This window comes from Oerskovia enterophila, assembly GCF_001692445.1.
In the GTDB taxonomy this organism is placed as follows: domain Bacteria; phylum Actinomycetota; class Actinomycetes; order Actinomycetales; family Cellulomonadaceae; genus Oerskovia; species Oerskovia enterophila.
Window position 1 is genome coordinate 12488 of sequence record NZ_MAQA01000024.1, and the last position, 25760, is coordinate 38247.

At 70.7% G+C, this 25760-nt stretch carries 25 protein-coding genes and 2 tRNA genes; 14 read left to right on the forward strand and 13 right to left on the reverse strand.

Annotated elements, in window-relative coordinates; all coding sequences use genetic code 11:
- The first annotated feature begins 199 nt into the window (after positions 1 to 199).
- Both OERS_RS10960 and dusB read left to right on the forward strand, forming a co-directional pair.
- Positions 200 to 1588, forward strand: coding sequence for a glycine--tRNA ligase (locus OERS_RS10960; RefSeq protein ID WP_056650819.1), 1389 nt, complete (start codon positions 200 to 202; stop codon positions 1586 to 1588).
- A 93-nt stretch (positions 1589 to 1681) separates the two neighbouring features.
- Positions 1682 to 2893 carry a tRNA dihydrouridine synthase DusB gene (gene dusB, locus OERS_RS10965; protein ID WP_056650822.1) on the forward strand — a complete coding sequence of 404 codons (1212 nt, stop codon included), beginning with the start codon at positions 1682 to 1684 and terminating at the stop codon, positions 2891 to 2893.
- 149 nt (positions 2894 to 3042) lie between these two features.
- Here dusB and OERS_RS10970 read toward each other — a convergent pair whose 3' ends face one another.
- Positions 3043 to 4848: a glycoside hydrolase family 13 protein gene (locus OERS_RS10970; RefSeq protein WP_068625783.1), complete on the reverse strand. Its 1806-nt coding sequence runs from the start codon at positions 4846 to 4848 to the stop codon at positions 3043 to 3045.
- A gap of 211 nt (positions 4849 to 5059) precedes the next feature.
- Complete coding sequence (locus tag OERS_RS10975) at positions 5060 to 6097, reverse strand: LacI family DNA-binding transcriptional regulator (RefSeq protein WP_231907767.1); 1038 nt, start codon at positions 6095 to 6097, stop codon at positions 5060 to 5062.
- Positions 6098 to 6334: 237 nt separating this feature from the next.
- Here OERS_RS10975 and OERS_RS10980 point away from each other — a divergent pair, with 237 nt between their 5' ends.
- The 5 genes from OERS_RS10980 (at position 6335) to OERS_RS11000 (ending at position 13593) form a co-directional block, all read left to right on the forward strand.
- Entirely contained in the window at positions 6335 to 7567 is a 1233-nt protein-coding gene (locus tag OERS_RS10980; RefSeq protein ID WP_068625785.1) for a sugar ABC transporter substrate-binding protein, read from the forward strand.
- A gap of 128 nt (positions 7568 to 7695) precedes the next feature.
- On the forward strand, positions 7696 to 9348 hold the full coding sequence (locus OERS_RS10985) for an ABC transporter permease subunit (protein WP_056651450.1): 1653 nt from the start codon (positions 7696 to 7698) through the stop codon (positions 9346 to 9348).
- 1 nt (position 9349) lies between these two features.
- Complete coding sequence (locus OERS_RS10990) at positions 9350 to 10288, forward strand: sugar ABC transporter permease (RefSeq protein WP_056650834.1); 939 nt, start codon at positions 9350 to 9352, stop codon at positions 10286 to 10288.
- Between the two features lie 2 nt (positions 10289 to 10290).
- On the forward strand, positions 10291 to 12183 hold the full coding sequence (locus OERS_RS10995) for a glycoside hydrolase family 13 protein (protein WP_082849013.1): 1893 nt from the start codon (positions 10291 to 10293) through the stop codon (positions 12181 to 12183).
- A 39-nt stretch (positions 12184 to 12222) separates the two neighbouring features.
- A complete protein-coding gene (locus tag OERS_RS11000; RefSeq protein WP_083201383.1) occupies positions 12223 to 13593 on the forward strand; it encodes a deoxyguanosinetriphosphate triphosphohydrolase in 1371 nt (456 codons plus the stop codon).
- Between the two features lie 58 nt (positions 13594 to 13651).
- Here the strand turns inward: OERS_RS11000 and OERS_RS11005 are convergent, their stop codons facing one another.
- The 3 genes from OERS_RS11005 to OERS_RS21525 all read right to left on the reverse strand — a co-directional run bounded on the left by OERS_RS11005 (position 13652) and on the right by OERS_RS21525 (position 16241).
- The gene (locus tag OERS_RS11005) at positions 13652 to 14707 is read right to left on the reverse strand and encodes an iron-siderophore ABC transporter substrate-binding protein (protein ID WP_068625787.1); all 1056 of its coding nucleotides are present in this window, start codon (positions 14705 to 14707) and stop codon (positions 13652 to 13654) included.
- A 141-nt stretch (positions 14708 to 14848) separates the two neighbouring features.
- Positions 14849 to 15697, reverse strand: coding sequence for a helix-turn-helix domain-containing protein (locus OERS_RS11010; protein ID WP_056650843.1), 849 nt, complete (start codon positions 15695 to 15697; stop codon positions 14849 to 14851).
- An 88-nt stretch (positions 15698 to 15785) separates the two neighbouring features.
- Positions 15786 to 16241: a VOC family protein gene (locus OERS_RS21525; RefSeq protein WP_169834213.1), complete on the reverse strand. Its 456-nt coding sequence runs from the start codon at positions 16239 to 16241 to the stop codon at positions 15786 to 15788.
- A 73-nt stretch (positions 16242 to 16314) separates the two neighbouring features.
- Here OERS_RS21525 and OERS_RS11020 point away from each other — a divergent pair, with 73 nt between their 5' ends.
- The 3 genes from OERS_RS11020 to OERS_RS11030 all read left to right on the forward strand — a co-directional run bounded on the left by OERS_RS11020 (position 16315) and on the right by OERS_RS11030 (position 19812).
- Complete coding sequence (locus tag OERS_RS11020) at positions 16315 to 17169, forward strand: AraC family transcriptional regulator (protein WP_068625789.1); 855 nt, start codon at positions 16315 to 16317, stop codon at positions 17167 to 17169.
- Between the two features lie 89 nt (positions 17170 to 17258).
- Complete coding sequence (gene dnaG, locus OERS_RS11025) at positions 17259 to 19196, forward strand: DNA primase (RefSeq protein WP_068625790.1); 1938 nt, start codon at positions 17259 to 17261, stop codon at positions 19194 to 19196.
- Between the two features lie 235 nt (positions 19197 to 19431).
- Positions 19432 to 19812 carry a hypothetical protein gene (locus OERS_RS11030; RefSeq protein WP_139107789.1) on the forward strand — a complete coding sequence of 127 codons (381 nt, stop codon included), beginning with the start codon at positions 19432 to 19434 and terminating at the stop codon, positions 19810 to 19812.
- A gap of 89 nt (positions 19813 to 19901) precedes the next feature.
- Here OERS_RS11030 and OERS_RS11035 read toward each other — a convergent pair.
- Both OERS_RS11035 and OERS_RS11040 read right to left on the reverse strand, forming a co-directional pair.
- Positions 19902 to 19974, reverse strand: a tRNA-Asn gene (locus tag OERS_RS11035).
- Between the two features lie 54 nt (positions 19975 to 20028).
- On the reverse strand, positions 20029 to 20535 hold the full coding sequence (locus tag OERS_RS11040; RefSeq protein WP_056650858.1) for a hypothetical protein: 507 nt from the start codon (positions 20533 to 20535) through the stop codon (positions 20029 to 20031).
- A gap of 63 nt (positions 20536 to 20598) precedes the next feature.
- Between OERS_RS11040 and OERS_RS11045 the strand changes: the two genes are divergently transcribed.
- From OERS_RS11045 to OERS_RS11055, 3 genes are all read left to right on the forward strand, one after another.
- Positions 20599 to 20672, forward strand: a tRNA-Ile gene (locus OERS_RS11045).
- 165 nt (positions 20673 to 20837) lie between these two features.
- A complete protein-coding gene (locus OERS_RS11050) occupies positions 20838 to 21299 on the forward strand; it encodes a hypothetical protein (protein WP_068625792.1) in 462 nt (153 codons plus the stop codon).
- The gene (locus tag OERS_RS11055) at positions 21296 to 21511 is read left to right on the forward strand and encodes a hypothetical protein (protein WP_139107790.1); all 216 of its coding nucleotides are present in this window, start codon (positions 21296 to 21298) and stop codon (positions 21509 to 21511) included. Before OERS_RS11050 ends, OERS_RS11055 begins: the two co-directional genes overlap by 4 nt.
- Here the strand turns inward: OERS_RS11055 and OERS_RS11060 are convergent.
- Positions 21501 to 21758 carry a hypothetical protein gene (locus OERS_RS11060; RefSeq protein WP_068625794.1) on the reverse strand — a complete coding sequence of 86 codons (258 nt, stop codon included), beginning with the start codon at positions 21756 to 21758 and terminating at the stop codon, positions 21501 to 21503. The genes OERS_RS11055 and OERS_RS11060 overlap by 11 nt on opposite strands.
- 355 nt (positions 21759 to 22113) lie before the next feature.
- On the opposite strand from OERS_RS11060, the gene OERS_RS11065 reads away from it, so the two are divergent.
- A complete protein-coding gene (locus OERS_RS11065; protein WP_068625795.1) occupies positions 22114 to 23409 on the forward strand; it encodes a hypothetical protein in 1296 nt (431 codons plus the stop codon).
- A gap of 191 nt (positions 23410 to 23600) precedes the next feature.
- Here the strand turns inward: OERS_RS11065 and OERS_RS11070 are convergent, their stop codons facing one another.
- The 5 genes from OERS_RS11070 to OERS_RS22255 all read right to left on the reverse strand — a co-directional run bounded on the left by OERS_RS11070 (position 23601) and on the right by OERS_RS22255 (position 25759).
- Positions 23601 to 23933, reverse strand: a complete 333-nt coding sequence (locus tag OERS_RS11070) for a hypothetical protein (RefSeq protein ID WP_068625796.1) — start codon at positions 23931 to 23933, stop codon at positions 23601 to 23603.
- Entirely contained in the window at positions 23933 to 24649 is a 717-nt protein-coding gene (locus tag OERS_RS11075) for a M15 family metallopeptidase (protein ID WP_068625797.1), read from the reverse strand. Before OERS_RS11075 ends, OERS_RS11070 begins: the two co-directional genes overlap by 1 nt.
- A gap of 62 nt (positions 24650 to 24711) precedes the next feature.
- Positions 24712 to 25098, reverse strand: coding sequence for a hypothetical protein (locus OERS_RS11080; protein WP_068625798.1), 387 nt, complete (start codon positions 25096 to 25098; stop codon positions 24712 to 24714).
- On the reverse strand, positions 25095 to 25628 hold the full coding sequence (locus OERS_RS11085; RefSeq protein WP_068625799.1) for a hypothetical protein: 534 nt from the start codon (positions 25626 to 25628) through the stop codon (positions 25095 to 25097). Before OERS_RS11085 ends, OERS_RS11080 begins: the two co-directional genes overlap by 4 nt.
- Positions 25628 to 25759, reverse strand: a complete 132-nt coding sequence (locus OERS_RS22255; protein ID WP_282956065.1) for a hypothetical protein — start codon at positions 25757 to 25759, stop codon at positions 25628 to 25630. Before OERS_RS22255 ends, OERS_RS11085 begins: the two co-directional genes overlap by 1 nt.
- Position 25760 lies beyond the last annotated feature (1 nt).

Here is a 25760-nt window from a genome sequence, read left to right on the forward strand (position 1 = left end):
GACGCGACCGCCCGACGGCGCCTGCGCCGTCGGGCCTGCGGCCCACCCCGGGCTCACCTCGCCAGGAAAGACCGAGTAGCCTGGGACGTTGGCGCCCACGGACCTCGACCGCCTCGATGCGGCGACCGGGGCGCCTGTCCTGCACCGTCCCGCACGAAGCCACGTGCGGGGTACACACGATTTCCTGGAGTGATCGCCCGTGGCCACTGCGCCTTCTCGACTCGATGCCGTCGTCTCCCTCGCCAAGCGGCGCGGGTTCGTCTTCCCCTCGGGCGAGATCTACGGCGGTACCCGCTCCGCATGGGACTACGGGCCCCTGGGCACCGAGCTCAAGGAGAACATCAAGAAGCAGTGGTGGCGCACCATGGTCACGAGCCGTGACGACGTGGTGGGCCTCGACTCCTCCGTGATCCTCCCGCGCGAGGTCTGGGTCGCCTCGGGCCACGTCGGCGTCTTCACCGACCCGCTCACCGAGTGCCTCTCGTGCCACAAGCGGTTCCGCGAGGACCAGATGATCGAGGAGTTCGAGGAGAAGAAGGGCCGCGCCCCCGAGGGCGGCCTCGCCGAGATCGCCTGCCCCAACTGCGGCACCCGTGGTCAGTGGACCGAGCCCCGCGACTTCAACATGATGCTCAAGACCTACCTCGGCCCCGTCGAGGACGAGTCCGGGATGCACTACCTGCGCCCCGAGACCGCGCAGGGCATCTTCGTGAACTTCCAGAACGTCGTGGGCGCCGCACGCAAGAAGCCGCCGTTCGGCATCGGCCAGATCGGCAAGTCGTTCCGCAACGAGATCACGCCCGGGAACTTCATCTTCCGCACGCGCGAGTTCGAGCAGATGGAGATGGAGTTCTTCGTCGAGCCCGGGACGGACGAGGAGTGGCACCAGTACTGGATCGACCTGCGCACCAGCTGGTACGTCGACCTCGGCATCTCGCGCGACAACCTGCGCCTCTACGAGCACCCGAAGGAGAAGCTGTCGCACTACTCGACCCGCACGGTCGACATCGAGTACCGCTTCGGCTTCAAGGGGTCCGAGTGGGGCGAGCTCGAGGGCGTCGCGAACCGCACCGACTTCGACCTCAAGACGCACTCGGAGCACTCCGGCAAGGACCTCACCTACCGTGACCCCGTCACGAACGAGAAGTACGTGCCGTACGTGATCGAGCCCGCCGCGGGCCTGACGCGCTCGCTCATGGCGTTCCTCGTCGAGTCGTACCACGAGGAGGAGGCGCCCAACGCGAAGGGCGGCACCGACGTCCGTACGGTGCTCCGCCTCGACCCGCGCCTCGCGCCCGTCAAGGCCGCCGTGCTGCCGCTGAGCCGCAACGAGCAGCTCTCGCCCAAGGCGCGCGACCTCGCGGCCGAGCTCCGCAAGTACTGGAACGTCGACTTCGACGACGCGGGCGCGATCGGTCGTCGCTACCGCCGCCAGGACGAGATCGGCACGCCGTTCTGCATCACGGTCGACTTCGACACGCTCGAGGACCAGGCCGTGACGATCCGTCACCGCGACTCCATGGAGCAGGAGCGCGTCGCGCTCGACCAGGTGACCGCCTACCTGGCAGCGCGCCTCCTCGGCGCCTAGCGCGTCCGCCCCGCGGGGCAGCGAAGGGCCGCCGTCCACCCGTGGACGGCGGCCCTTTTTCGCCTGCTGCGGGGATGGTGGGAGAATGGCCCGGTGACCCTCCCCACCCTTTCCGACGCCTCGCGCGCGCCCGAGACCCCGGCGCCCGCAACCGGACACGTGCTGCCGCCCCTGCGGATCGGGCCCCACGTCGTCGACACCCCCGTGGTCCTCGCCCCCATGGCGGGCGTGACCAACGCGGCCTTCCGTCGGCTGTGCCGCGAGCACGGCGCCGGCCTGTACGTCGCGGAGATGGTGACCAGCCGGGCGCTCGTCGAGCGCAACGAGGAGTCGCTGCGGATCGTCACGTTCGAGGAGGACGAGGCGACGCGCTCGGCCCAGGTCTACGGCGTCGACCCGGCCACGGTCGGCGCCGCGGTCAAGATCATCGCGGGCGAGGACCGGGCGGACCACGTCGACCTGAACTTCGGCTGCCCCGTGCCCAAGGTGACCCGCAAGGGCGGCGGCTCGGCGCTGCCGTGGAAGCGGGACCTGTTCACCTCGATCGTCCGGGCCGCGGTCAAGGCCGCCGAGCCCTACGGCGTGCCCGTCACGATCAAGATGCGCAAGGGCATCGACGAGGACCACCTGACGTACCTCGAGGCCGGGCTCATCGCCCAGGCAGAGGGCGTCGCGGCCGTCGCGCTGCACGCGCGGACCGCCGCCGACTACTACAGCGGCACCGCGGACTGGTCGGCCATCGCGCGCCTCAAGGAGACCGTGACCGAGATCCCGGTCCTCGGCAACGGTGACATCTGGTCGGCAGAGGACGCCGTGCGGATGGTGCGGGAGACGGGCTGCGACGGCGTCGTCGTCGGGCGCGGGTGCCAGGGGCGTCCGTGGCTCTTCGCCGACCTGGCCGCGGCCTTCTCGGGCTCGGACGTGCGCGTGACGCCCGGCCTGCGCGAGGTCGCCGAGACCATCTACCGTCACGGCGAGCTCATGATCGAGTACTTCGGCGGCGACGAGGGCAAGGGCATGCGCGACCTGCGCAAGCACATGGCCTGGTACCTCAAGGGGTACGCGGTGGGTGGCGAGGCCCGGCAGGGCCTCGCGATGGTCTCGACCCTCGAGGAGCTGCGCGGCAAGCTCGACGCGCTCGACCTGGACCAGCCCTACCCGGGCGAGGCCGCCGAGGGGCAGCGCGGCCGCGCGGGCTCGCCCAAGAAGCCGCACCTGCCCTACGGCTGGCTCGACTCGCGCGAGCTCTCCGAGGAGTTCGAGGAGAAGCTGCGCGAGGCGGAGCTGAGCGTCTCGGGGGGCTGAGGCCCGCAGGACGCTGCACGCCCGACGACGACGGCCCGGTGCCGGAGGATCTCCTCCGGCACCGGGCCGTCGTCGCGTATCGGGTGCTCGTGCCCCCGGGTCGGTCGTGGGCTCGTCGGGCTGCTCGCGCGACCCGACGGGCTACCAGGTCACGCGCGGAACCACACCGTGGTGTCGGAGGGCACGCGCACCTGCGGGTCGGCGCTGCGGTCGGAGAACGTGGGTCCGCTCTCGACGAGCACCTGCGCGCCGTGCGGCAGGACGACGGGCTCGGAGCCCAGGTTCGCCAGGACCACCACGTCGCCGTTGCGGAACGCGATGACGTCGGTGGAGTCCGCGTAGGCGTCGACCCAGGCGAGCGAGCCCGCACCGAGGTTCTCCGCCTTGCGGATCTCGAGCGCGGCCTTGTACATCTCGAACGTCGAGCCGGCCACGCCGTACTGGGCGTCGGCCGCGAGGGCCTTGTACGACTCGGGCTGGGGGAGCCAGGTCTTGTCCGTGGCCCCGAACCCGAGCCCGGGGGCCTCGGCGGACCAGGGGAGCGGCACGCGGCAGCCGTCGCGGCCCGCCTCGGCACCCTCGGTGCGGAAGAACGCGGGGTCCTCGCGGACCTCGTTCGGCAGCGACGTGTGCTCGGGCAGCCCGAGCTCCTCGCCCTGGTACAGGTAAGAGCTGCCCGGCAGGCCGAGCATGAGCAGGCTCGCGGCGCGGGCCCGGCGCAGGCCGAGCTCCTCGTCGGGCTGGGGCTCGTGCGCGAAGATCCCGTTGGGGCGCAGGCCGGGCTCGGCCAGGCCCAGGCGCGAGGGGTGGCGCACGACGTCGTGGTTGGACAGCACCCAGGTGGTGGGCGCACCGACCTCGTCGGAGGCGTGCAGCGAGGCGGCGACGACGGCCCGCAGCGGCGCGGCGTCCCAGGCCGTGGTCAGGAACGAGAAGTTGAAGGCCTGGTGCATCTCGTCGGGGCGCACGTAGCGGGCCAGGCGCGAGAGCGGCTCGACCCAGGCCTCGGCCACGAGGGCGCGGTCGCCGTCGTACTCGGCCAGGACCTTGTGCCAGGCGCGGTAGATGTCGTGCACGCCCTCCTGGTCGAACATGGGGCCGGAGTTGCCCGCGCCCGTGGAACCGTCCTCGGGAGCGCCCGCGTCGGTGCCCTCGACCATCGAGACCGAGCCGTCCCAGTCGGGCAGCCCGTCCTGCTTGACCATGCCGTGCGCGACGTCGATGCGGAAGCCGTCGACGCCCTTGTCGAGCCAGAAGCGCAGGACGTCCTCGAACTCGGTGCGGACCTCGGGGTTGGTCCAGTCGAGGTCCGGCTGGGTCGAGTCGAACATGTGCAGGTACCACTGACCTGCCACCTCGCCCTCGGCGCCGGTCACGACGTGCGCGCCGGGGCCCGCGGTCACGCGCGTCCAGGCCGGGCCGCCGAAGATCGACTGCCAGTTGTTCGGGGGCAGCTCGCCGTTCTCGCCCTTGCCCTCACGGAACAGGTAGCGAGCGCGCTCGGGCGAGCCCTCGGGCGCTGCGAGCGCCTCCTGGAACCAGGCGTGCTGGTCGGAGGTGTGGTTCGGGACGACGTCGACGATGACGCGGATGCCCATCGCGTGCGCCGCGGCGAGCATCTCGTCGAAGTCGGCGAGCGTGCCGAACAGCGGGTCCACGTCGCGGTAGTCGGAGACGTCGTAGCCGGCGTCCTTCTGGGGCGAGCGGTAGAACGGCGAGAGCCAGACGGCGTCGATCCCCAGTGCCTTGAGGTGCGGCAGGCGGGCGGTCACGCCGGGCAGGTCGCCGATCCCGTCGCCGTTCCCGTCGGCGAAGGAGCGCGGGTACACCTGGTAGATGACCGCGTCGCGCCACCACTCGCCCGGGCCCTCGTGGGCCGCGTGGACGAGCTGGGTGGCGGTCAGTGCAGGTGCGGAGTCGACCTCGGCCGCCGGGATCGAATCGATACGAGACATGGAGTACAGGTCCTCACTGTGTGCGGGGTGTGGCGTGGTGGAGCGCGTTCTGGGGACGGTGGCCGACGGTCCGGGGCGCCTGGTGCGGCGAGGCGGTCCGTGCGGGAAACCGGGCGTCGTGGCCCGGAGGATCACCGGTACGGGGATCGTGGGCGCGACCGATGAAGGAGGCGGGCCCGACGAGCCGTCGTCCGAGTGTAAGCGCTTGCGGCTAGGGGTTGTCGAGTCGGGGGCCCGGTGCCGCGCCCGTCGACCCGCGCACGATGAGCTCGGGCTGGAACAGCAGCTCGGACCGCGGGGCCCTGTCGCCGGAGATCTCGGTGAGCAGGGCGCTGATCGCCGCCTGGCCCATCGCGGACACGGGCTGGCGCACCGTCGTCAGCGGAGGGTCGGTGAAGGCGATGAGGGGCGAGTCGTCGTAGCCGACGACCGACACGTCCTCGGGGACGCGCAGGCCGCGAGCGCGGGCCGCACGGATGGCACCGAGCGCCATGAGGTCCGAGCCGCACACGATCGCGGTGTGCCCCGAGTCGATGAGCTCGCCGGCCGCGGCCTGACCGCCCTCGACCGTGAAGAGGGTCACCACGATGTGCTCCTGCGCCTCGGCCACGTCCGAGACCAGCCCGTGGCGCACGAGCGCGTCGGCGAAGCCGGCGAGCTTGCGCTGTGCCGGCACGAACCGGCCGGGGCCGATCGCGAGACCGATCTTTCGGTGGCCGAGCGACTCGAGATGGCGCACCGAGAGCTCGACGCTCGCGACGTCGTCGGGCGAGACGAACGGGGCGTCCACGCCTGGTGCGTAGCCGTTGACCAGGACGATGGGCATCCCGCGGCTGCGCAGGCGCTCGTAGCGGTCGTGGCTCGCCTGCGTGTCCGCGTGCAGGCCCGAGATGAAGACGATGCCGTCGACCGCGTGGTCGAGGAGCATCTCGACGTACTCGTCCTCGGTGGTGCCCCCCGGGGACTGCGTGCACAGTAGAGGGGTGTACCCGTGCTCGGAGAGCAGCGACTCGATGATCTGCGCGAACGCGGGGAAGACGGGGTTCGTCAGCTCCGGGACGATCAGGCCGACCAGGCCTGCGGACCGGTTGCGGAGCTTCTCGGGACGTTCGTAGCCGAGGAGGTCCAGCGCAGCGAGCACTGCTTGGCGCGTCTCGCTGGCGACACCGGCCTTCCCGTTCAGGACGCGCGAGACCGTCGCAGTACTGACGCCGGCTTGTTCGGCGAGATCTGTGAGACGGGTACGCACGTGGGGCAGTGTAGGTGACACCGGACCTCCTCGTCCTGGTTGCTCGCCGGTCGGATGGTTCTGGACAGGCGACTGTGTGCGACGAGCTGTTTCGCCGTTGTGTGTAAAGCGTTGCATGAAAGTTACCGCAAGCGCTTGCACGATGGCTACCCGACGTCGTACGGTCGTCCACATCAGGGCCAAGGAGGGCAGGTTCGCCACCCTTGGCTGACATCTCGAATGCTTGGAGTGACTCAGATGCGACGGAGCATCCTTCTAGCCGCAGCGCTCAGCACCACGCTGGCGCTCACTGCCTGCTCCGGCGGCGGCAGCGGAGACGACGAGACCACCTCGGGGTCCGGCGATTCGACCGGCTCGACCGGTGCGCTGACGGTCTGGGTCGACGAGACCCGCCAGGCCGCGGTCACGGACGCCGCGAAGGCCTTCGAGGCCGAGAACGGCACCAAGGTCGAGGTCGTCCTCAAGAACTTCGACGACATCCGCGCGGACTTCCTCGCGCAGGTCCCGACCGGCAAGGGCCCCGACATCACGGTCGGCGCGCACGACTGGCTCGGCGAGTTCACGACCAACGGTGTCGTCGCCCCCCTCGAGCTGGGCGACAAGGCGTCCGAGTTCGAGAAGGTCTCGATCGAGGCCTTCACGCAGGACGGCCAGGTCTACGGCCTGCCCTACGCGATCGAGAACATCGCGCTCATCCGCAACACCGCGCTCGCCCCCGCGGCCCCCGCCACGTGGGACGAGGCCATCGCCGCCGGACAGGCCGCCGGGACCAAGTTCCCGATCCTCGTCCAGTCGGACGGCGCCAAGGGCGACCCGTACACGCACTACCCCTTCCAGACGTCGTTCGGCGCCCCGGTGTTCTCGCAGAACGCTGACGGCTCCTACACCTCCGAGCTCGCCATGGGCGGCCCCGAGGGCCAGGCGTTCGCGACGTGGCTCGGCGCACAGGGTGCCGCGGGCAACCTCAGCCAGGACACGACGTACGACATCGCGGTCGAGGCCTTCAAGAACGGCGAGTCGCCCTTCATCGTCGGTGGCCCGTGGATGATCGAGTCCTTCGAGGGCCTGGACCTCTCGATCGACCCGGTCCCCAGCGCCGGTGGCCAGCCCGCCCAGCCGTTCGTGGGCGTGCAGGGCTTCTACCTGAGCAACCAGAGCAAGAACGCTCTCGTCGCCAACGACTTCCTCGTCAACTTCCTCTCGACCGAGGAGGCCCAGACGGCCCTCTACAAGGCGGGCAACCGTTCGCCGGCGCTCACCGTCTCGGCCGACAAGGCCGCTGCCGAGGACCCGATCATCGCGGGCTTCCGCGCCGTCGGTGCCGACGCCGTCCCGATGCCCTCGATCCCCGAGATGGCTTCCGTGTGGAGCTTCTGGGGCGTGACCGAGGCCGCCATCGTCGGTGGCGCAGACCCGATCCCCACCTGGGACAAGATGATCGCCGACATCCAGGCAGCGATCGGTTCCTGATCACCTGACCTCGTGGCCGTGGCGCCTGGCGCCACGGCCACGAGCCGTCGGCGCGGACCGCACCAGCGGTGCTGCGCCAGCCCCATGACGCGGGCCGTACCCCCGTGTCGCACGACTACGGAGGCTCGATGTCCGCCCCACAGATCACGCCCACCGACAGCGAAGTCGGCGCTCCGGAGGACTCCGGGCCGCCCCAGGGGCCCCGCGCACAGCGCCCCCGTCGGGACCGTGACGGTTCGCACGCCCGGAACTACAGCCCCGGGTTCTTCGTCAAGCTCGCCCTCATGGCCGTCATCGACGCGCTCGGCGTGTACGTGGTCTGGTCCGCGTGGAGCGCGGAGTCGTACGGGATCCTCGCGGCGATGCTGGCCATGCTCGTCGCCGCCAACTGGGTCTACTTCTCCAAGCGGGCGCTGCCGCTCAAGTACATCCTGCCGGGCCTGCTGTTCCTGCTGGCCTACCAGATCTTCGTCGTGGCCTACACGGGCTACATCGCCTTCACCAACTACGGCACGGGCCACAACACGACCAAGGACCAGGCGGTCGAGGCGCTGCTCGTGCAGAACGAGCGCCGCGTCGAGGGCTCGGAGTCCGCGCCGCTCACGGTCCTCGTGGACGGCGACGAGCTCGCCTTCGCGATCGTCACCCCGGACGGGGACGTCGAGGTCGGCACGGCCGAGCAGCCCCTCACGGTAGTCGATGGCGCCGAGGTCGTGGGCGGCCGCGCCGCCGAGGTCCCGGGCTACGACGTCCTCGAGCGCGGCCAGGTGCTCGAGCGCCAGGAGGAGGTCACGAACCTCCGCGTGCCGGTGTCGGACGACCCCGAGGACGGGTCGATCCGCACGCCCGACGCCATGACGGGCTACGTCTACACCTCGACGCTCGAGTGGGACGCCGCGAGCGACACCATGACGGACACGACCACCGGGACCGTCTACACGCCCAACGACGACGGGCAGTTCGAGGCCGAGGACGGCTCGACCCTGGCCGTGGGCTGGCGCGTCGCGGTCGGGTTCGACAACTTCGTCACCGCGTTCTCGGACGGGCGCTACGCGCAGCCGTTCGTCAAGATCCTCGCCTGGACGTTCGTCTTCGCGATCGGGTCCGTGGCGACCACGTTCCTGCTCGGCCTGTTCCTCGCGATCACGTTCAACGACGTCCGCATGCGCGGTCGCAAGATCTACCGCGTGCTCATGATCCTGCCGTACGCGATCCCAGGGTTCCTCGCGGCCCTGCTGTGGTCGGGCCTGCTCAACACACGGTTCGGCTTCATCAACGAGGTCATCTTCGGGGGAGCGGAGATCCCGTGGCTCACGGACCCGGTCCTCGCGAAGCTCTCGGTCCTGTTCGTGAACCTGTGGCTGGGCTTCCCGTACATGTTCCTCATCTGCACGGGCGCGCTCCAGTCGCTGCCGTCGGACGTCATGGAGGCCGCGAAGATCGACGGCGCCGGGCGCTGGCGCACGTGGCGCTCGGTCACGCTGCCGCTGCTGCTCATCTCGACGGCGCCGCTGCTGATCTCGTCGTTCGCGTTCAACTTCAACAACTTCACGCTCATCTACATGCTCACCGGGGGTGGTCCACGGTTCGCGGACGCCTCGGTGCCGCTCGGCCACACGGACATCCTGATCTCGATGGTCTACCAGATCTCCGGCGTCGACGGCTCGGCCCCCAAGAACTTCGGGCTCGCGAGCGCGCTGTCGATCGTCATCTTCGTGATCGTCGGCACCATCTCGGCCCTGGCCTTCCGGAGCACCCGCAAGTTCGAGGAGATCAACTGACATGGCGACCACCTCTGTCTCCCCTTCCGTCGGCTCGTCCTCGGGCAGCTCGTCGGGCACCCCGTCCGGCTCGGGTGTGGGCCGTCAGCGCATGAAGCCCGGCCGCTGGTTCAGCGAGCTCGGCTGGCGCCACCTCGTGGGCGTCGTCGCGGTCGTGTTCGCGGCGTTCCCGCTGGTCTACGTCCTGTCGGCCTCGCTCTCGGAGAACGGCACGCTGACCGGCTCGAACACGCTCTTCAGCGACGTGAGCACCGCGAACTACGCGCAGCTGAGCGAGTCGCTGTTCTGGACGTGGATGCTCAACACGCTCGTGATCGCCGTGGTGACCTCGATCGGCACGGTCCTCATGGGGGCCGCGGCGGCCTACGCGTTCTCGCGCTTCCGCTTCTCGGGGCGTCGCGCCGGCCTGACGTCGCTGCTCATCATCCAGATGTTCCCGCAGATGCTCGCGTTCATCGCGATCTTCCTGCTGCTGCTGAGCCTCGGCGACGTGGTCCCGGCCCTGGGTCTGGACAGCAAGCTGTCGCTGATCTGCGTCTACCTCGGTGGCGCGCTGGGCGTGAACACGTTCCTCATGTACGGGTTCTTCAACACGGTCCCGCGCGAGCTCGACGAGGCGGCCAAGCTCGACGGCGCCACGCACGCGCAGATCTACTGGACGATCATCCTGCGCCTGGTCGCCCCGATCCTCGCGGTGGTCGCGCTGCTGTCCTTCATCAGCACGTACGGCGAGTTCATCATCGCCCGCATCGTGCTGACGTCGGAGTCCAACTGGACGCTCGCGGTGGGCCTGTACGGCTGGGTCTCGTCGCTGCGCGAGGCGAACTGGGGCCTGTTCACGGCCGGCGCCGTGGTCTCGGCGCTGCCGGTGCTGGCGCTGTTCCTCTACCTGCAGAAGTACATCGTGGGCGGTCTGACGGCCGGTTCGGTCAAGGGCTGAGCATGAGCACCTCCCTGCCCGACGACGTCACGTCCGCCGGGTCGGCCACCTCGCCCCGCGAGGTGGTCGCCCTGGCCGCGCACCACGACGGCTCCGAGGTCTACGTCCCCGGGGGCACGCCCGCCCTCGGGGACGTGGTCCCCGTCCGGGTCCGCGTGCCCCGGTTGCCGGGCGGTCCCGCCGCCCAGGTCCGGTCCGTGTGGCTGCGGACGGTCCGAGACGGCGAGCCCCGCCTGTCGCAGGCACGGCTCGAGCGCGAGGACGAGGACGAGTCCTGGTACGTCGCCGACGTCCTGGTCCACAACCCGGTCACGAGCTACCGCTTCTTCCTGGACGTCCCGGGCGGGTACCAGTGGCTCAACGGGCGCGGGGTCTTCGACCGCGACGTGCCGGACGCCGCGGACTTCCGACTCACGGTCCACCCGCCCGCGCCGTCCTGGATGGGCGACGGCGTCGTCTACCAGGTCTTCCCGGACCGGTTCGCGCGCTCGGCCGAGGCCGACGACCGGCCAGTCCCGGACTGGGCCCAGCCCGCGGACTGGGACGACGAGCCCCTCGCGGGTGGCCCCGGCGTAGGGACGCAGTACTACGGCGGAGACCTGCGGGGCATCGAGGAGCACCTCGACCACCTCCAGGCCCTCGGGGTGGGGACGGTCTACCTGACCCCGGTCTTCCCCGGGCGCTCCAACCACCGCTACGACGCGAGCACGTTCGACCACGTCGACCCGCTCCTGGGCGGCGACGAGGCCTACGCCTCGCTCTCGCGCGCCGTGCACGCGCGCGGCATGCGGCTGCTCGGCGACCTGACGACCAACCACACGGGCGCGGGCCACGAGTGGTTCGAGCGCGCGCACGCCGACGCGTCGAGCGCCGAGCGCGACTGGTTCTACTGGACGCCGGGCGAGCCCGGCTACGTGGGCTGGCTCGAGCACGCGTCGCTGCCCAAGCTCAACTACGGCTCGCCCACGCTCGGGGCGAGGATGATCGACGGGCCGGGCTCCGTCGTCGGGCGGTACCTGGGCGAGCCCTTCTCGCTCGACGGCTGGCGCATCGACGTCGCCAACATGACGGGCCGCTACGCCGACGAGGACCGCACGCTCGAGATCGCGCGCCGCATCCGGGCGACCATGACCGAGGTCAACCCGGACTCGGTCCTGGTCAGCGAGCACTTCCACGACGCGTCGCTCGACCTGGCGGGCGACGGCTGGCACGCCAACATGAACTACTCGGCGTTCACGCGTCCCGTCTGGACGTGGCTCGCCCCGCACGACTCGAGCGTCCCGTTCCTCGGGCTGCCCGTCACGACCCCGCGGCGGGGCGGGCGCAGCATGGTCGAGACCATGCGCGACTTCGACGCCGTGCTGCCGTGGGCCGTCACGTCGCGCCAGTGGAACATGCTCGGCTCGCACGACACACCGCGCCTGCGCTCGATCGTGGGGTCGGCCGAGATGGTCGAGGTCGCCGCGACGCTCCTGCTGACCTACCCCGGCACGCCCGTGATGTTCGCGGGCGACGAGGTGGGCCTGACGGGCACCAACGGCGAGCACGCGCGCGTGCCCATGCCGTGGGGCCGCTCGGAGCGCTGGGACAGCGACACCTTCGAGGTCTACCGGCGGCTCGTCGCGATGCGCCGCGCGAGCCGCGCCCTGCGCGAGGGCGGTCTGCGCTGGCTCCTGGTCGACGACGACGCCGTGGCGTACCTGCGCGAGACGACCGACGAGCGCGTGCTCGTCGTCGTCGCGCGCGACGCGTGGGCCGGGGCGCGGCTGCCGCGGCACCTGCTCACGGGCACCGAGCCCGAGCGCCTGTACGGCGAGCTCGGTCTCGAGGTCACCGCCGAGGGGCTCGACCTGGCCGGGGACGGACCGGGCGTCGGGGTGTGGCGGATCGGCTGAGCCGGTACGCACACGTGGTCTTCGACGAGAAGTGAGCAGATGCCCCTGGTCCGCGGCGATCAGGGGCATCTACGCATTTCTCGGCGCGGGGGCGGCGCGCCACCGCGCGCCGCGCGCCTCGATAGGGTGGGACCCGTGCCGCACACCACGCCAGGAAACGCCCTCGGGTACTCGGCCGCCGACGTCGAGCGCTGGGTCCCCGAGCCGCCCAAGAGCAAGTCCCGCACGCCCTTCGAGCGTGACCGGGCGCGCGTCGTGCACTCCTCGGCGCTGCGCCGGCTCGGCGCCAAGACCCAGGTCCTGGGCCCGGGGTCGGACGACTTCGTGCGCACGCGTCTCACGCACAGCCTCGAGGTCGCCCAGGTGGGCCGGGAGATGGGCCGCGCCCTGGGCTGCGACCCCGACGTCGTCGACACCGCGTGCCTGGCCCACGACCTGGGGCACCCGCCGTTCGGGCACAACGGCGAGCGGGCGCTCGCGGAGATCATGGCCCAGCACGGCGGGTTCGAGGGCAACGCCCAGACCCTGCGCCTGCTGACCCGCCTCGAGCCCAAGCTCTTCGCGGCGGACGGCACGCCCGTCGGGCTCAACCTGACCCGCGCGAGCCTCGACGCGAGCGTCAAGTACCCGTGGCGCCGGGGCGAGGGGCCGCGGCGCCCCGACGGGACCACGACCCACAAGTTCGGCGTCTACCCCGACGACGTGCCCGTCTACACGTGGCTGCGCGAGGGTGCCCCCGAGCACGTCAAGTGCATGGAGGCCCAGGTCATGGACCTGGCCGACGACATCTCCTACTCGGTGCACGACGTCGAGGACGCGATCGTGGGCGGCAAGCTCGACCTCGCGGTCCTGGCCGACCCCGACGAGCGCGGGCGCGTCGTGGCCGCGGTGCGCGCCTGGTACGGCGACGCCTACGACGAGGCCGAGCTCGACGCCGCGATCTCCCGTCTCGAGGCGACCGGTCACCTGATGCGCGGCTTCGACGGGTCGCGCCGGGCGCTCGCGGCGCTCAAGGACTCGACGAGCCAGCTCATCGGGCGCTTCAGCGGGTCGGCCCAGGCCGCGACGCGCGAGGAGTACGGCGACGGGCTGCTCACGCGCTACTCGGCCCGCCTCGTGGTCCCCTCGACGACGTCCGCGGAGATCCTGGTGCTCAAGGGCATGGCCGTGGCGTACGTCATGGCCCCGCGCGAGCTGGAGCCGCTGCACCACCAGCAGCGCCAGGTCCTCGCGGACCTGGTCGAGGTCTTCAGCGACAAGGCGCCCGACGCGCTCGAGGCGCCTTTCGCGGCGGACTGGCTCGAGGCGCCCGACGACGCCGCTCGCCTCCGCGTGGTCGTCGACCAGGTCGCGTCGCTCACCGACGTCAGCGCCTACCAGCTGCACGACCGGTGGGTGTCGCCGCGCTGATCCACCGCACGACCGCGGCCCGCGCCCCGGAGGGTGCGGGCCGCCGTCGTGCCGCTGGTCAGCCCAGCGTCGTGGTGAGCTGCGCGACGAACTCGTCGAGCGCGTAGGGGATGCTCAGGACCGTGGGCGCGGACGTGGCCATGGCGTAGTCCATGCCCACGACCCGCACGACCCGGCCGTCGACGACCGAGGGCAGCGCGGCGAACAGCGGGTTGCCCAGGAGGGTGTCGTAGACCGTCTCGTCGACGTCGATGAGGATGAACGCGTCGGCGTCGAGCGTGGGGATCAGCTCCGAGCTGACCGAGACCGACGAGGCGTCCTCGGCGCCGCAGACCGCGAGCGTGCCGGGGGAGGGCTCGAGCCCGATCTGCGTCAGCAGCTCGATGCGCGGGTCCGAGGGGCAGAAGACGATGACGCCGCCCTCGCCGTTCATGGCGTACGTGATGGTCTTGCCCTGGAGCTCGGGGTGGGCCGCGGCGGTCTCGGCGACCGTGGTCCCGACGCCCTCGACGAGCTCGTCCGCACGGGCAGGCTGTCCGAGGGCCGCGCCGACCATGGTCGTCTGGTCCTGCCACGACGTCTCCCACGCCGAGCCGGGGAACGCGACCGTGGGCGCGATCTCCGCGAGGCGCTCGTAGGCCGTGTCCGTGATCCCCGAGTAGACCGCGATGATCACGTCGGGCCGCAGCGCAGCGATCTGCTCGAACGGGACGTCGGGGTTGGACGTGAGGAGCTCGGGGGTCGCGCCCTCGAACGTCTCGGTGAGCCACGGCAGGATGTCGTCCTCGATGCCGGGGCCCGTGAACTTCTCGATGCCCACGGGGACCTTGCCGAACGCGACGACGGCGTCCTGGCTGCTCCAGCCGATCGTGACGACCCGCTGGGGTTCCTTCTCGATCGTCGTCGACCCGTAGGCGTGGTCGATCGAGACCGGGAACGCGTCGGCCTCGGCGAGGCTGGTCGCGGCGACGTCGCCACCCCCCGCGGGGGCGGACGTGGCGGAGTCGGTGCCACCCGTCGAGCAGGCCGCGAGCGCGGCGAGCGTCACGAGCGAGGCGACGGCGCCCAGGAGGTGCCGCGGCGTGGTCCGTCGGCGGGAGCTGGTCGGGGTCATGAAGAGGTCCTCCGTCGAGAGTCTCGCGATGCGAGGCGCTCGGTAGTTAGATGAGCCTAGCCTTAGTTGGCGGAACAAAGGTGAGGCTAACCCGGGCCGGATCGAGAAATCCTGCCAGCACGGACCGATTTCCCGCCAGGGTCAGTGGCCAGGGGCCCCGAGCAGGCGGGCGTAGGCCGCAGGCGACATGCCCGTGGTGCGACGGAAGACCGTGACGAACGTGCTCGGGCTCGAGTACCCGACGGTCCGTGCGACCTCGCGGACCGAGCGGCCCTCGGCGAGCAGCACCAGGGCGGCCCCCGTCCGGGCGAGGATGCGCCACTGGGCGAAGGACAACCCCGTCTCGGCGACGAACCGCCGCATGAAGGAACGCGGGCTCATGCCCACGTCGGACGCCCAGGCGTCGAGCGACCGGCCGTCGCCGGGGGACGCGAGCAGCCGCTCGGCGACGTGGAGCAGGTCCACGTCGCGCGGCATGCGCAGCTCGATGCTCGCCACGGGCAGGGGCAGCATCTGCTCGATCGCGAGCGCCTGCAGGCTGTGCCGGCTGGTGTCCGGCATGACGGCCGTGGTGTCGTGCAGGAGCAGCTCGCGCAGCAGGGCGCTGACCGGTACCCCCACGACGCTCTCCCACCGCGGCGCGACCTGGTCGGGATTCAGGTAGGTCGCGTAGACGGTCACGTCGGGGTCGGCCCGGACCTTGTGCCGCGTCCCGGCGGGCAGCCAGATGCCGAGGCTCGGCGGGACCAGCCAGCGTCGGCCCGTGGCCTCGACGTCGAGCGGCCCGCCCTCGCCCCAGACGAGCTCGTGCTCGTAGTGCACCTCGTCGGGCCACTCGCGCGCGTGGCCGGGCTCGAACACGTTGGTCGCGAGGCTCCACGGGTCGGCGACGAAACGCCCCTCGGGCGCCCGGTAGGGCACCGCGGGCTCCTCGGTGAACGACGGAGCACCCCAGATGCGGATGCTCCCGGGGTGCTCGGTGCTCGTCATGGGCAGGACGTTACCGCCCGTGCCGGGCGGGCGGGCCTGGTCGGCCGGGCCTGGTCGACCGTGCCTGGCCGGGCGGACGGGCGAGCGCTCAGCCGGTCGGCTGCTCGCTCATCCACGCGTCGCTGGCCCGTTGCACGTCCTCGGGCGTGACCGATCCCGCGACCGTCACGAAGTACCAGCGGTGCCCGAACGGGCAGCGCACCGCGGCCTGGCGGAATCCCTCGAACCAGTCGGCGGGCTCGGCCGTGCTCGTCGCCCCCGCGGCGATCGCGCGGGCGTAGGCCGCGTCCGTGTCGGGGACGGGCACCGTGAACGACACGGGCGTCGGGCCCTCGGGATCCGGTGCCGCGGAGCCAGCCCCCGGGAACTCCTGCGCGACGGTGAACGTCGAGAACCCGGACGTCGTGGGCAGGCGCAGGTCGGAGTGGATGATCGCGTCCCCGGCCGTGATCACGTCGTCGACCTCGGCGCCGAACGCCGCCGTGTAGAAGTCGATCGCCGCGCGGGCGTCGCTGACGGCCAGGTTGGGGTGCAGGGCGGACATGTCCATGGTTCCTCCAGTGCTCGGGTGCTGATGTCCCCATCGTCTGTCGGTGCGCGGTGGCAGTCTTGGAGGAATGCGACACGAACGCGGCAGCGTCCCCGGGGTCTCCGGCGTCCCGTCCACCACGTACGGCGTGGTGGACCCCGTCGCCGCGCGCCGAGCGTTCGCCCTCGGACGGTTCCCGGCTCCCGCGGACCTCGCCGACCGTGTCGACTGGTTCTGGCTCGTGCGGTGGGACCTGCCGGCGGGCGAGTCCTTCACGCAGACCGTCATCCCGCACCCGTGCGTCAACCTCGTGGCCGAGCCCAGCGGGTTCGCGGCCCACGGCATCCCCGAGGGGCTCTTCGACCGCACCCTCGTCGGGACGGGCGTCGTCGTGGCCGCCAAGCTGCGTCCGGGCGCGCTGAACGTCCCGCGCGGGACGTCCGTGCCGGCGTCGGGCGTGCTGGGCGCCGGTGCGGACGAGGCGGGGGAGCGCGCCCTCGCGCTCGCCGAGCGCGGGGAGGACGAGGACGCGGTCCGCGTCCTCGCGGGGCTCGTGCGCGAGCGGCTCGCCCCGGACCAGCACCTCGCGCAGGTCTCGCGCGTGCTGGACGCCGCGACCTCGGGCGACCTGGGACCCCGAGCGCGCGTCGCGGACCTCGCCCGGGTCGCGGGCACGAGCACGCGCAGCCTCCAGCGGCTGCTCGGCGAGCGGCTGGGCGTCGGGCCCAAGTGGGTCCTGCAACGCCATCGCGTCCACCTCGCGGCCGAGCGGCTCGCCCAGGACCCCGGCCAGGACCTGTCGGCGCTCGCGGTCGACGTGGGCTACTACGACCAGGCGCACCTGGCTGTGGACTTCGTCTCCGTGACCGGTCACACCCCCGGGGCGTACGCGCGGCGGTGCGCGGAATCCCGGGCCCGGCTGCTCGAGCTCGTGTCCTCCTGAGGTCACCCGAGCGGTCGGTAGGCGCGGCTGATGGCTGATCGGACGGGGCCCGGCGCGAGACGTCACCGGCGGCACCTACACTCGGGTACGTGGCAGGTCTGATCCGACGCGAGGACGTCGATGCGGTGCGCGAACGCGCGAGGATCGACGAGATCGTGTCCTCGCACGTGACGCTCAAGCCGGCCGGTGTCGGCTCGCTCAAGGGCCTGTGCCCCTTCCACGACGAGCGCTCCCCGTCCTTCCACGTCCGCCCCCAGGTGGGCCGCTGGCACTGCTTCGGCTGCAACGAGGGCGGCGACGTCATCTCGTTCGTCCAGAAGATCGACGGCATGACGTTCACGGAGGCCGTCGAGTACCTCGCGGACCGCGTGGGCATCCAGCTTCGGTACGAGGAGGGCGGCGGCCCGCGCCGCACCGAGGAGCCCGGCAAGCGCCAACGCCTGCTCGAGGCGCACCGCGTGGCCTCGCAGTTCTTCTCCGAGCAGCTCTTCGCTCCGGGCGCCACGGTCGCGCGCACGTTCCTGGCCGAGCGCAGCTTCGACCGGTCGGACGCCGAGCGCTTCGGTGTCGGGTTCGCGCCGACGGGCTGGGACGCGCTGCTGCGCCACCTGCGCGGGCGCGGCTTCACCGAGGCGGAGCTGATCGCGTCGGGCCTCATGAGCCAGGGCCAGCGTGGCATCTACGACCGCTTCCGCGGACGTCTCGTGTGGCCCATCCGCGACGTGACGGGCGAGACCATCGGGTTCGGTGCGCGCAAGCTCTTCGACGAGGACCAGGGCCCCAAGTACCTCAACACCCCGGAGACCACGCTCTACAAGAAGTCCCAGGTGCTCTACGGGATCGACCTCGCGAAGCGGGAGATCGCCAAGAACAAGCGCGTCGTGGTCGTCGAGGGGTACACCGACGTCATGGCCGCGCACCTGTCGGGCATCACGACGGCCGTCGCGACGTGCGGCACGGCGTTCGGCTCGGACCACGCGCGCATCGTGCGCCGCCTCCTGGGCGACACGACCGCGGGCGGCGGGCTCCAGCTCGCGTCGGGCGCGTCGCTCGGGGGAGAGATCGTCTTCACGTTCGACGGCGACGCGGCGGGCCAGAAGGCCGCGGTCCGCGCGTTCGGCGAGGACCAGCGCTTCTACGCGCAGACGTTCGTCGCGGTCGAGCCGAGCGGCATGGACCCGTGCGAGCTGCGCATGGCGCACGGCCCGGAGGGTGTCCGCGCGCTCGTCGAGGGCCGCCAGCCCCTGTTCGAGTTCGTCATCCGCACCACGCTCGACACGTTCGACCTGGACACCGCCGAGGGGCGCGTGGCCGCGCTGCGCGCCGCGGCCCCGGTCGTCGCGGGCATCCGCGACACGGCCCTGCGGCCCGAGTACGCGCGCATGCTCGCGGGCTGGATCGGCATGGACTCGGAGTCGGTGCGCCGCGCGGTCGCGGCGGCGGGCAAGGCGGGGGTCCCGCAGACGCTGCCGGCCCCGGTCCGCCCGCTGCCCCCCACGCCCGACGACGCAGCTCCCGCCGCGCCGTCGGGCCCGGTCTTCTCTCCGCCGGACCCGCGCGACCCTGTGGCCCGTCTCGAGCGGCAGGCGCTCGTCGTCGCGCTCCAGTACCCCCAGTTCGTGCCCGCCGAGGAGTTCGACGCGTTCTCCGAGTCGGCCTTCGCGACGCCCGCGTGGCGAGCCGTGCACGACGCGATCCGGGCCGCGGGCGGCATGGCCGGAGCGGCCGCGCACCCGGCAGGGCAGTGGGTCGAGGCCGTGATCGAGCAGTCCCCGGAGACGGTGCGCGGCATCGTCAACCAGCTGGCCGTCGCCCCGCTGCCCGAGGACCGCGAGAACGTCATCCAGGGGTACGTCAAGGGCGTCATCAAGGCGTTCGTCGACCTGGGCCTCACACGGCGCGTCGCGGACGCCAAGAGCCGCCTCCAGCGCCTGGACCCTGCGGGGGACCAGGAGGCCTACGGGGCGGCGTTCGCCGAGCTCCTGGCCGTCGAGCGGGAACGTCGAGAGCTGCGCGAGGGCGCCTGAGGACGTGGCGTGCGCGCGGTCGTCGAGGGTGACGCGCCACGTCGTCGAGGGCGACGCGCCACGTCGCCGAGGGCGACGCGTGCCGCCCTCTGTCCGTCCGCGGTGCGATCGACCCGTACAAGGTGCTGTGGACATCGGCCGAGAGCCGCCTCGAGCGGGTGAGGATGGTGGTGCCGGCCGGCACCACCGCGGGGAGGAACCCCGTCGCTCCTGGCTCTTTCCGAGGAGACCGTTCATGTCTCGTGTCGTCGCGGTACCCACCCTTGCTCGCAGTGCCGCTCTGATCGTGGGCGGGGTGTCCGCCCTGGCTCTCGCTCAGCTCTTCGTCGTCGTAGCCCTCGCGCTCGACGGGGCCGCGACGTACGGCGCATCGTCCTACGGCAGGTCGCCTGACGCCTCGGGGGTGGCTGCGCTCCTGGTCCTCGGTGGTCTCGTGGCCCTGTCCGGACTGGCGACCTTCCTGGTCGGCCTCTACCGGGCGGTCGCCAACGTCGACCGCTACCTCGCGTTCCGGGTCGCCGTGATGCCGCGCCGTGTCGAGGGAGCAGGTACCGGAGGAGGCCTCGTCCCGGCCCAGGTGGGTCGTGGCGCACAGCAGTTCAGCCCGTTGAGATGAAGGTCACACCTCTCGCCGGCTCGAGGTGACCCGAGGAACGACAAAGGCCCCTGACCTGCGTCTCCGCAGATCAGGGGCCTCTCGTCGTGCTCCCGCGGTAGGACTTGAACCTACGACCGTCCGATTAACAGTCGGATGCTCTGCCAGCTGAGCTACGCGGGACCGCTCACCCACCGTTTTGCACCGGTTGGGCGACCGGAGAAAACTCTATCAGCATCAGAGGGGTAGTCCGGACATCGAGCGGACCCGGTCCTCCGCGGCGTCGATCGCAGCCCGTGTCCGCGGGTCGTCGAGGTCCACCCCGGCCTCGGCGACGACCTGCGAGAAGAGCGAGCCGTCGGTGTCGCGGCGGACCGCGACCTTGGCCGACCGGCCGGCCCCGAGAGCGACCACCTCCGCGAGCACGACCGAGGACTGCACGCGCTCCCGGACGGTCTGTGCCAGCGTGGTGCGCCGCGAGTCGGCGAGACGCAGGACCAGGGGAGCGGCGCCGTCGACCCACTCGACCGTGATCGACGCGGTGACCGGGTCGTAGCCTGCGCGGTCCACGTCGCACCAGGGGCGGGACGAGCCGTCCTCACCCGTCGTGGCCAGGACCGTGCGCGTCGCCGCGGCCCACGAGCCGTCGACGAGCTGGGCCGCAGCGAGCACCGCGTCCTTGGGGGCGAGGCGTAGGGACCTGCGGGCGTCGTCGGGCAGGGAGCTACGGGCGAACAGAGCCATGCCAGACACGGTACTGCCCTGCTGCCCGACGGGCGCGCACCTGCCGGTACGCTTGTCCGCCGAGGGGCAGTAGCTCAGTCGGTCAGAGCATCGGACTCATAATCCGCCGGTCGTGGGTTCAAGCCCCACCTGCCCTACTCGTTTTCCCATGTTGGGGTACCCCGTAGGGTACCCGATCGCCGTTGGCGACGTTGCGCCACAGTGGGCCATGCTGAGCGCGACCGGCGGGTGCCGTCCGAGGGATCTGCTCGAGCATCGCGCGAAGGACCACAGGGTCAGGCTAGGCCCGCTAGGCTCCCGGCATGGCAGGGGAGTGGACGATCCGTGAGCTAGCGCGCGAGGCCGGGGTGTCCCGGAAGAGTGTGTGGGCGTGGATCTCGACGCGCGGCTGGGAGCGGCCGACTTCGGGTCCGTGGATCCTCGACGCCGAGCAGGGGCGGCTCGTGCTCGAGCGGTTCGAGCAGACCGCCCCGCTGCGCACCTCGCGCGAGCCCGTGGCGTGCAGCGTCGAGGACTGCGAGAGGGCGCGTTTCGGACTGCAGGACGTCTGCAAGATGCACTACCAGCGGCGGGCGCGGACCGGCCGCACCGAGCGGTCGTCCGGCGGGGACTGGCAGACGGCCAAGACCCACTGCCCGGCAGGTCACCCGTACACGGCCGAGAACACGTACATGTTCCCGTCCGACGCCGGGACCCGGCGACGCTGCCGGACATGTCGCATCGCCCAGTCGTCGGCCCCGAAGAAGCAGACGGCAGATGGATGAGCATGGAGAAGCTCCGCATGGTCGTGTACGGAGTCTTTGCCGTCGTCGGCATCGCGCTCTTGGTGACTGCCGAGTCGACGGGCGCGCGTGTGCTCGGCGGGGTGATGGCGGCGCTTGGAGTCGTGTCGGTCGTCATGGCCACCGGCGAGCTGCGCCGGAAGCGACGCGCTGAGCGCCCGGACCGCCCCGAGGACTCGGCGCCTACCGCCTGACGACGGCGCCGGCCCAGACCCAGGCCGTGTCGGGGTGGCCGAAGCGGTCCATGTAGCTGATGTGCACGGCTCGCCGGGTCCATGCGATCGCCTCGGCGTCGATCTCGAACTCATCACCCGACATCGTCACGATCCATGCCCGGACCGGCATCGGCGTCTCCGGCGTCGTGACCTCGTGCCCGTACTGCTTCGGGTTCAGCGTGCGGGCCCGCTTCGGGAACGGGGTGTTGCCGGTCGGTCTGCTCACGCATGCAGGGTATCGAACAGACGTTCGATACCAAAGTTCGGGTTGCGTCCGTTCTGTTGACCGATCGTGGCCTGGCGCCCTCCATGTGCACCGTTGCCGAAGCAACCCAGGGGTCGCGCGCGTGAGGGTGAATTCTGCGCCGTGCACCGTCGACGCTCTGCCCTCGGGAGCGAGGGATCGCCCGCTTTTTGAAGATGGTCGGCTGCGCCCTGGGGCGTGATGGCCTTGCGCAACCAGCCCTGCCTCGCGCTACTCTTTGCGAACCGCACTGGCGGGAGGGTGCGAACGCTATATTCGCGGTCTCGGATCGGGCAGGCAGCGTACTGGCGCGCAGTCTTCATGGAGCGGGTGAAAAGTGGAAGAAGAGAAGGGTGCGGCCTCGGCGCGGAGGCGCACGGAACTCGAGATGATCTTCACGAAGTTCCTTCGTCGACAACGAACCATGATTCGCCTGCTCGAGTATATCGAGGAGAAGATGTCAGGGGTTGACGACCAACGATCCGCGCTGTATGCGGATCTCCTTGCCAAGCATCCCCGCGTGGCTCCGGACCTGATCTATAAGATTGTCGACGCCCTCGAGCCAAAGTATGGCGACGAGTCCGGAAATGACGATGGTCCGGCGACGAAGGCCGTGGGTCGCCTTGCGCTCCTGCTTCAAGAGGCCGGTGAAGAGGGGATCCCCGTCCTGCTGGAGGCTGCCGATAGGGTGCGGCATGACGAGCCTGCTACCCCTTTGATGTTCTCTTCGCTGCTCACAAGTCTGGTCGGCGGGTTTGAGATGTTCATCGCCGATCTGGCGAACTACGCATATCGAGAGTTTCCCGCCGCGCTCTCCCTCAGTGGAGCATCGTTTACGTGGCAAGACGTCACAAGTCACTCGTCGATTGAGTCGTTGAGAGAGCAGACGATTGAGCGGGCTGTCAATGAGATGTTGCGCGCATCCTTCGACGACTGGCTGGCGACGTTCGAGAAGAAGTTCAGTGTTGCCGTGCCGAGTGTTGTGCGAGAGGTGGCGGTGCGTGAGGTTTTCCAACGACGTAACCTAGTTGTGCACAACGACAGCGTCGTCAATGAACTCTACCGGGAAAAGGTCCGTGGGTTGCCTGAGTGCCCGCCTGTCGGCGTGCAGCTTGTGGTGGATGCTGAGTACCTGCGCGACGCGGCTGATCGACTCTGGGCTACGGCATGGCATCTTGCATGGGCGTTTGGTGACAAGCTGATCAAGGGCGGGGATCGGGAGATCTTCGAGATGTTTATCTGCAATGTGCCCTACCGTCACCTTGAGGACAAGCGGTATCGAGCAATTGAGTTCGCGGACTGCGCCCACGTAGTGCGTTCTGTCAAGGACGAGGGTAACGCGCTTATTTTGAAGGTCAACGTCTGGCTCGCGAAGAAGCGGCTCGGCAAATTTGATGAATGTCGCGACGAGATTGTCGCGTGGCCGACGGCTCACCTTTCGCCTCAGTATCAGCTGGCGCGGCTTGCTCTTCTGGATCAACTAGAAGAGGGGATGGCGCTCGTGGAGGAGATCCGCTACACGAAGAACCTGTCGTTCACGTCCTGGTACACGTGGCCCCTGCTCGAAGAGTTGCGTGAGTACGAGTTGCGACTAGCATCAGGGCAGAAGGAACTTGAACCTCCGCCGCAGTGATGGTATGTTGCCAGCAACCGTGCAAGTGACTGGAGTTGTCATGTGCAATCCTGAACTCTGAAGCGTATCGATCACAAGGTTGATGTTCCAGGGCGTGACCGGGTCCACCTTGTTGATCTGAGCCACAGATCTGTGCTGAACAAGGAGGCCCCCATCCGCGAGATCGCGGGTGGGGGCCTCCTTGCGTCCGGCTAAGCGCCCTCAGCCTCGGCGGATGGAGGCAAATGCTCAACACTTGCGCTGTGGCGTCCGGTGTAGGTGGGTGTCTGGGCGGATCCGAGGACCAGGCGGGTGAGCCAGTCGGGGATGTGGGGTTCGGCCCAGCGCCAGGCGACGTACCAGGCGCCGACCACGAGCGCGGTCACCGCGGTGATCGCGAGGTCGGAGGTCAGGAGGTCGGTGACCTCGGTGGGCAGGACCACGACCGTGAGGAGCCAGGCGACCAGAGAGCCCCACAGGACGGGCACGACGGTGCGCAGGTAGGACACGGCGCGGTCGGAGGTCGGAGACGTCGGGGTGCTCATCAGGCTGCACCGCCGGGGAACGCTGCGACGATGGCGTTGAACTGCGCGTCGGAGACGCCGATCGAGGGCAGCGTCTGGGTGAGGTTGACGTACTGGTCCCATCCGACGACGGGCACGGACCGGCCGCCCGAGACGATGACGGCGGCGTTGTTCGCCTTGTTGAGTACCACGATCATGGTGTCGTCCTCCTGGACGTCGGGCACCGGTGCCGGTGCGGGGGGTGGGGTGTTGCGGTGCTGGTCTCGGGCGGGGTCGTAGACCAGGTGCCAGGGCTCGCGGATCGCGCCGCGGCCCTCGGTGTCGGTCCAGCCGTGCTCGGCGAGGACTGGGAACGTCGCGGCGCGGCGCGGGTAGTCGAACTGCCCGACGTTCCCGTAGTCGTCGACGTCGACGGCCAGGCCCCAGCCGTGGTTCGAGGTGCCGGGGATCGCGGCCGCGGCGCCGCGGCCGCGGACGTACCGCACGCCCTTGTACCAACGGACGTCTGTCCCGCCGGCCTTGCGGGGCTCGTAACGCTCGAAGAAGAACCGCTCCTGCTCGGCGAGGGTCCGGTTCCAGCCCCGGACCCGGAGCACGGTCCCGGTGCGGCGGAGGGCGTCGGCACGGGCCCGGTTCCATGCCGCGGCCGCGTCGGCTCGCAGCTGCGCCTCGGGCTGCCCGTCGAGGGCCGCAAGGAGCTCGGGTGGGACCGAGCCGTTCACGTAGGCGGTGGCCATGGTGCCTCCTGGCATGGCGAAGGCCCCGACGCAGGTTGCGTGCGGGGCCTGGGGTGGGTGGGTCAGTCGGTGGTGGTGAGGTGGTCGTCGAGGCGCTTGGACAGGACGGCGTGCTCCCGGCGCTGCTCGGCGTCGCGGCCTTCCATGCGTTCGTCGAGTCGGGCCAGGGCGTCGGTCTGCTGTCGTTGGGTGTGGCGGATGCCGCCGATCTCCCCGTCGTGGCGCTTCTGCCCGGCCTCGAGGCGGTCGAGGCCGGCGGACAGGTCTCCGCGCATGGCAGTGAGCTCGTCGCGCAGGTTCGGGTACTCCGCGTCGGCGTGCTCGTTGGCGGTCTGCTCGCGGGCCTCGCGGGCGTCGCGCCCGATCCGGTCGAGCTTGACCTTGCCGAGGGCCGCGACCAGGATCACGCCCGCCGTCGTGATCAGCTGGACCACGACCGCGTCGCTCACCGCGCGATCCAGGCGAGCGCGACGCGCAGCCCGAGGCCTGCCCAGGTCGAGACGCGGATGTTGGTGATGCGGGCGCGGATCTCGGCGGCGGTGATGGTGTAGATGGTGGCGACGTAGTCGCGGGGGATGTCCTCCCCGATGGTGCCGCCGGCGAGGTCGAGGCTCATCTCGGCGTTGGCCATGGTCGGTACGTAGTCCAGTCCGTGGGGGATCGCGATCTGCCCGAACTGGTTGAGCGTGCCCACGAAGATCCCGCCAACCGGGGCGACGGGCCGGAACCCGATGCCCTCGGTGTACTCGAGACGGTTGGGGGCGGGGGCGTCGGCGCGGTGGACATACAGGGGCCGCGCCGGCGAGGGGACGTAGGGCGGGTTCTGTGCGGCGAGGTCCGCCAGGAGCTGCGCGCGTTCGGTGACGTTCGCGACTGGCACGAAGTCGTTGATCGAGGCGGACAGGCGGTTGGTGTCCCGGTAGTCGGGTGCCTCCAGCTCGCCGGGTACGTCGTGTCCGCGGGCGTCCTTGATCGACATCAGGGGGCCTCCTCAGGGTCTGGCTCGGGGGTTGGGGTGATGGGCGGGTGTTCGCCGCGAGCCGCGTGCCAGTCGGCGTGCAGGTCGACGAGGGCCACGACCGCCCCGCAGATGTCGCAGTAGATCCACATG

Excerpts from the sequence above, each read along its gene's own strand:
- OERS_RS10970 (WP_068625783.1), bottom strand. The coding sequence starts at position 4,848 with ATGTCTCGTATCGATTCGATCCCGGCGGCCGAGGTCGACTCCGCACCT.
- OERS_RS10980 (WP_068625785.1), top strand. The coding sequence starts at position 6,335 with ATGCGACGGAGCATCCTTCTAGCCGCAGCGCTCAGCACCACGCTGGCG.
- OERS_RS10985 (WP_056651450.1), top strand. The coding sequence starts at position 7,696 with ATGTCCGCCCCACAGATCACGCCCACCGACAGCGAAGTCGGCGCTCCG.
- OERS_RS10990 (WP_056650834.1), top strand. The coding sequence starts at position 9,350 with ATGGCGACCACCTCTGTCTCCCCTTCCGTCGGCTCGTCCTCGGGCAGC.
- OERS_RS10995 (WP_082849013.1), top strand. The coding sequence starts at position 10,291 with ATGAGCACCTCCCTGCCCGACGACGTCACGTCCGCCGGGTCGGCCACC.
- OERS_RS11000 (WP_083201383.1), top strand. The coding sequence starts at position 12,223 with ATGCCCCTGGTCCGCGGCGATCAGGGGCATCTACGCATTTCTCGGCGC.
- OERS_RS11005 (WP_068625787.1), bottom strand. The coding sequence starts at position 14,707 with ATGACCCCGACCAGCTCCCGCCGACGGACCACGCCGCGGCACCTCCTG.
- OERS_RS11010 (WP_056650843.1), bottom strand. The coding sequence starts at position 15,697 with ATGACGAGCACCGAGCACCCCGGGAGCATCCGCATCTGGGGTGCTCCG.
- OERS_RS21525 (WP_169834213.1), bottom strand. The coding sequence starts at position 16,241 with ATGTCCGCCCTGCACCCCAACCTGGCCGTCAGCGACGCCCGCGCGGCG.
- OERS_RS11020 (WP_068625789.1), top strand. The coding sequence starts at position 16,315 with ATGCGACACGAACGCGGCAGCGTCCCCGGGGTCTCCGGCGTCCCGTCC.
- OERS_RS11030 (WP_139107789.1), top strand. The coding sequence starts at position 19,432 with ATGTCTCGTGTCGTCGCGGTACCCACCCTTGCTCGCAGTGCCGCTCTG.
- OERS_RS11040 (WP_056650858.1), bottom strand. The coding sequence starts at position 20,535 with ATGGCTCTGTTCGCCCGTAGCTCCCTGCCCGACGACGCCCGCAGGTCC.
- OERS_RS11050 (WP_068625792.1), top strand. The coding sequence starts at position 20,838 with ATGGCAGGGGAGTGGACGATCCGTGAGCTAGCGCGCGAGGCCGGGGTG.
- OERS_RS11055 (WP_139107790.1), top strand. The coding sequence starts at position 21,296 with ATGAGCATGGAGAAGCTCCGCATGGTCGTGTACGGAGTCTTTGCCGTC.
- OERS_RS11070 (WP_068625796.1), bottom strand. The coding sequence starts at position 23,933 with ATGAGCACCCCGACGTCTCCGACCTCCGACCGCGCCGTGTCCTACCTG.
- OERS_RS11075 (WP_068625797.1), bottom strand. The coding sequence starts at position 24,649 with ATGGCCACCGCCTACGTGAACGGCTCGGTCCCACCCGAGCTCCTTGCG.
- OERS_RS11085 (WP_068625799.1), bottom strand. The coding sequence starts at position 25,628 with ATGTCGATCAAGGACGCCCGCGGACACGACGTACCCGGCGAGCTGGAG.
- OERS_RS22255 (WP_282956065.1), bottom strand. The coding sequence starts at position 25,759 with ATGTGGATCTACTGCGACATCTGCGGGGCGGTCGTGGCCCTCGTCGAC.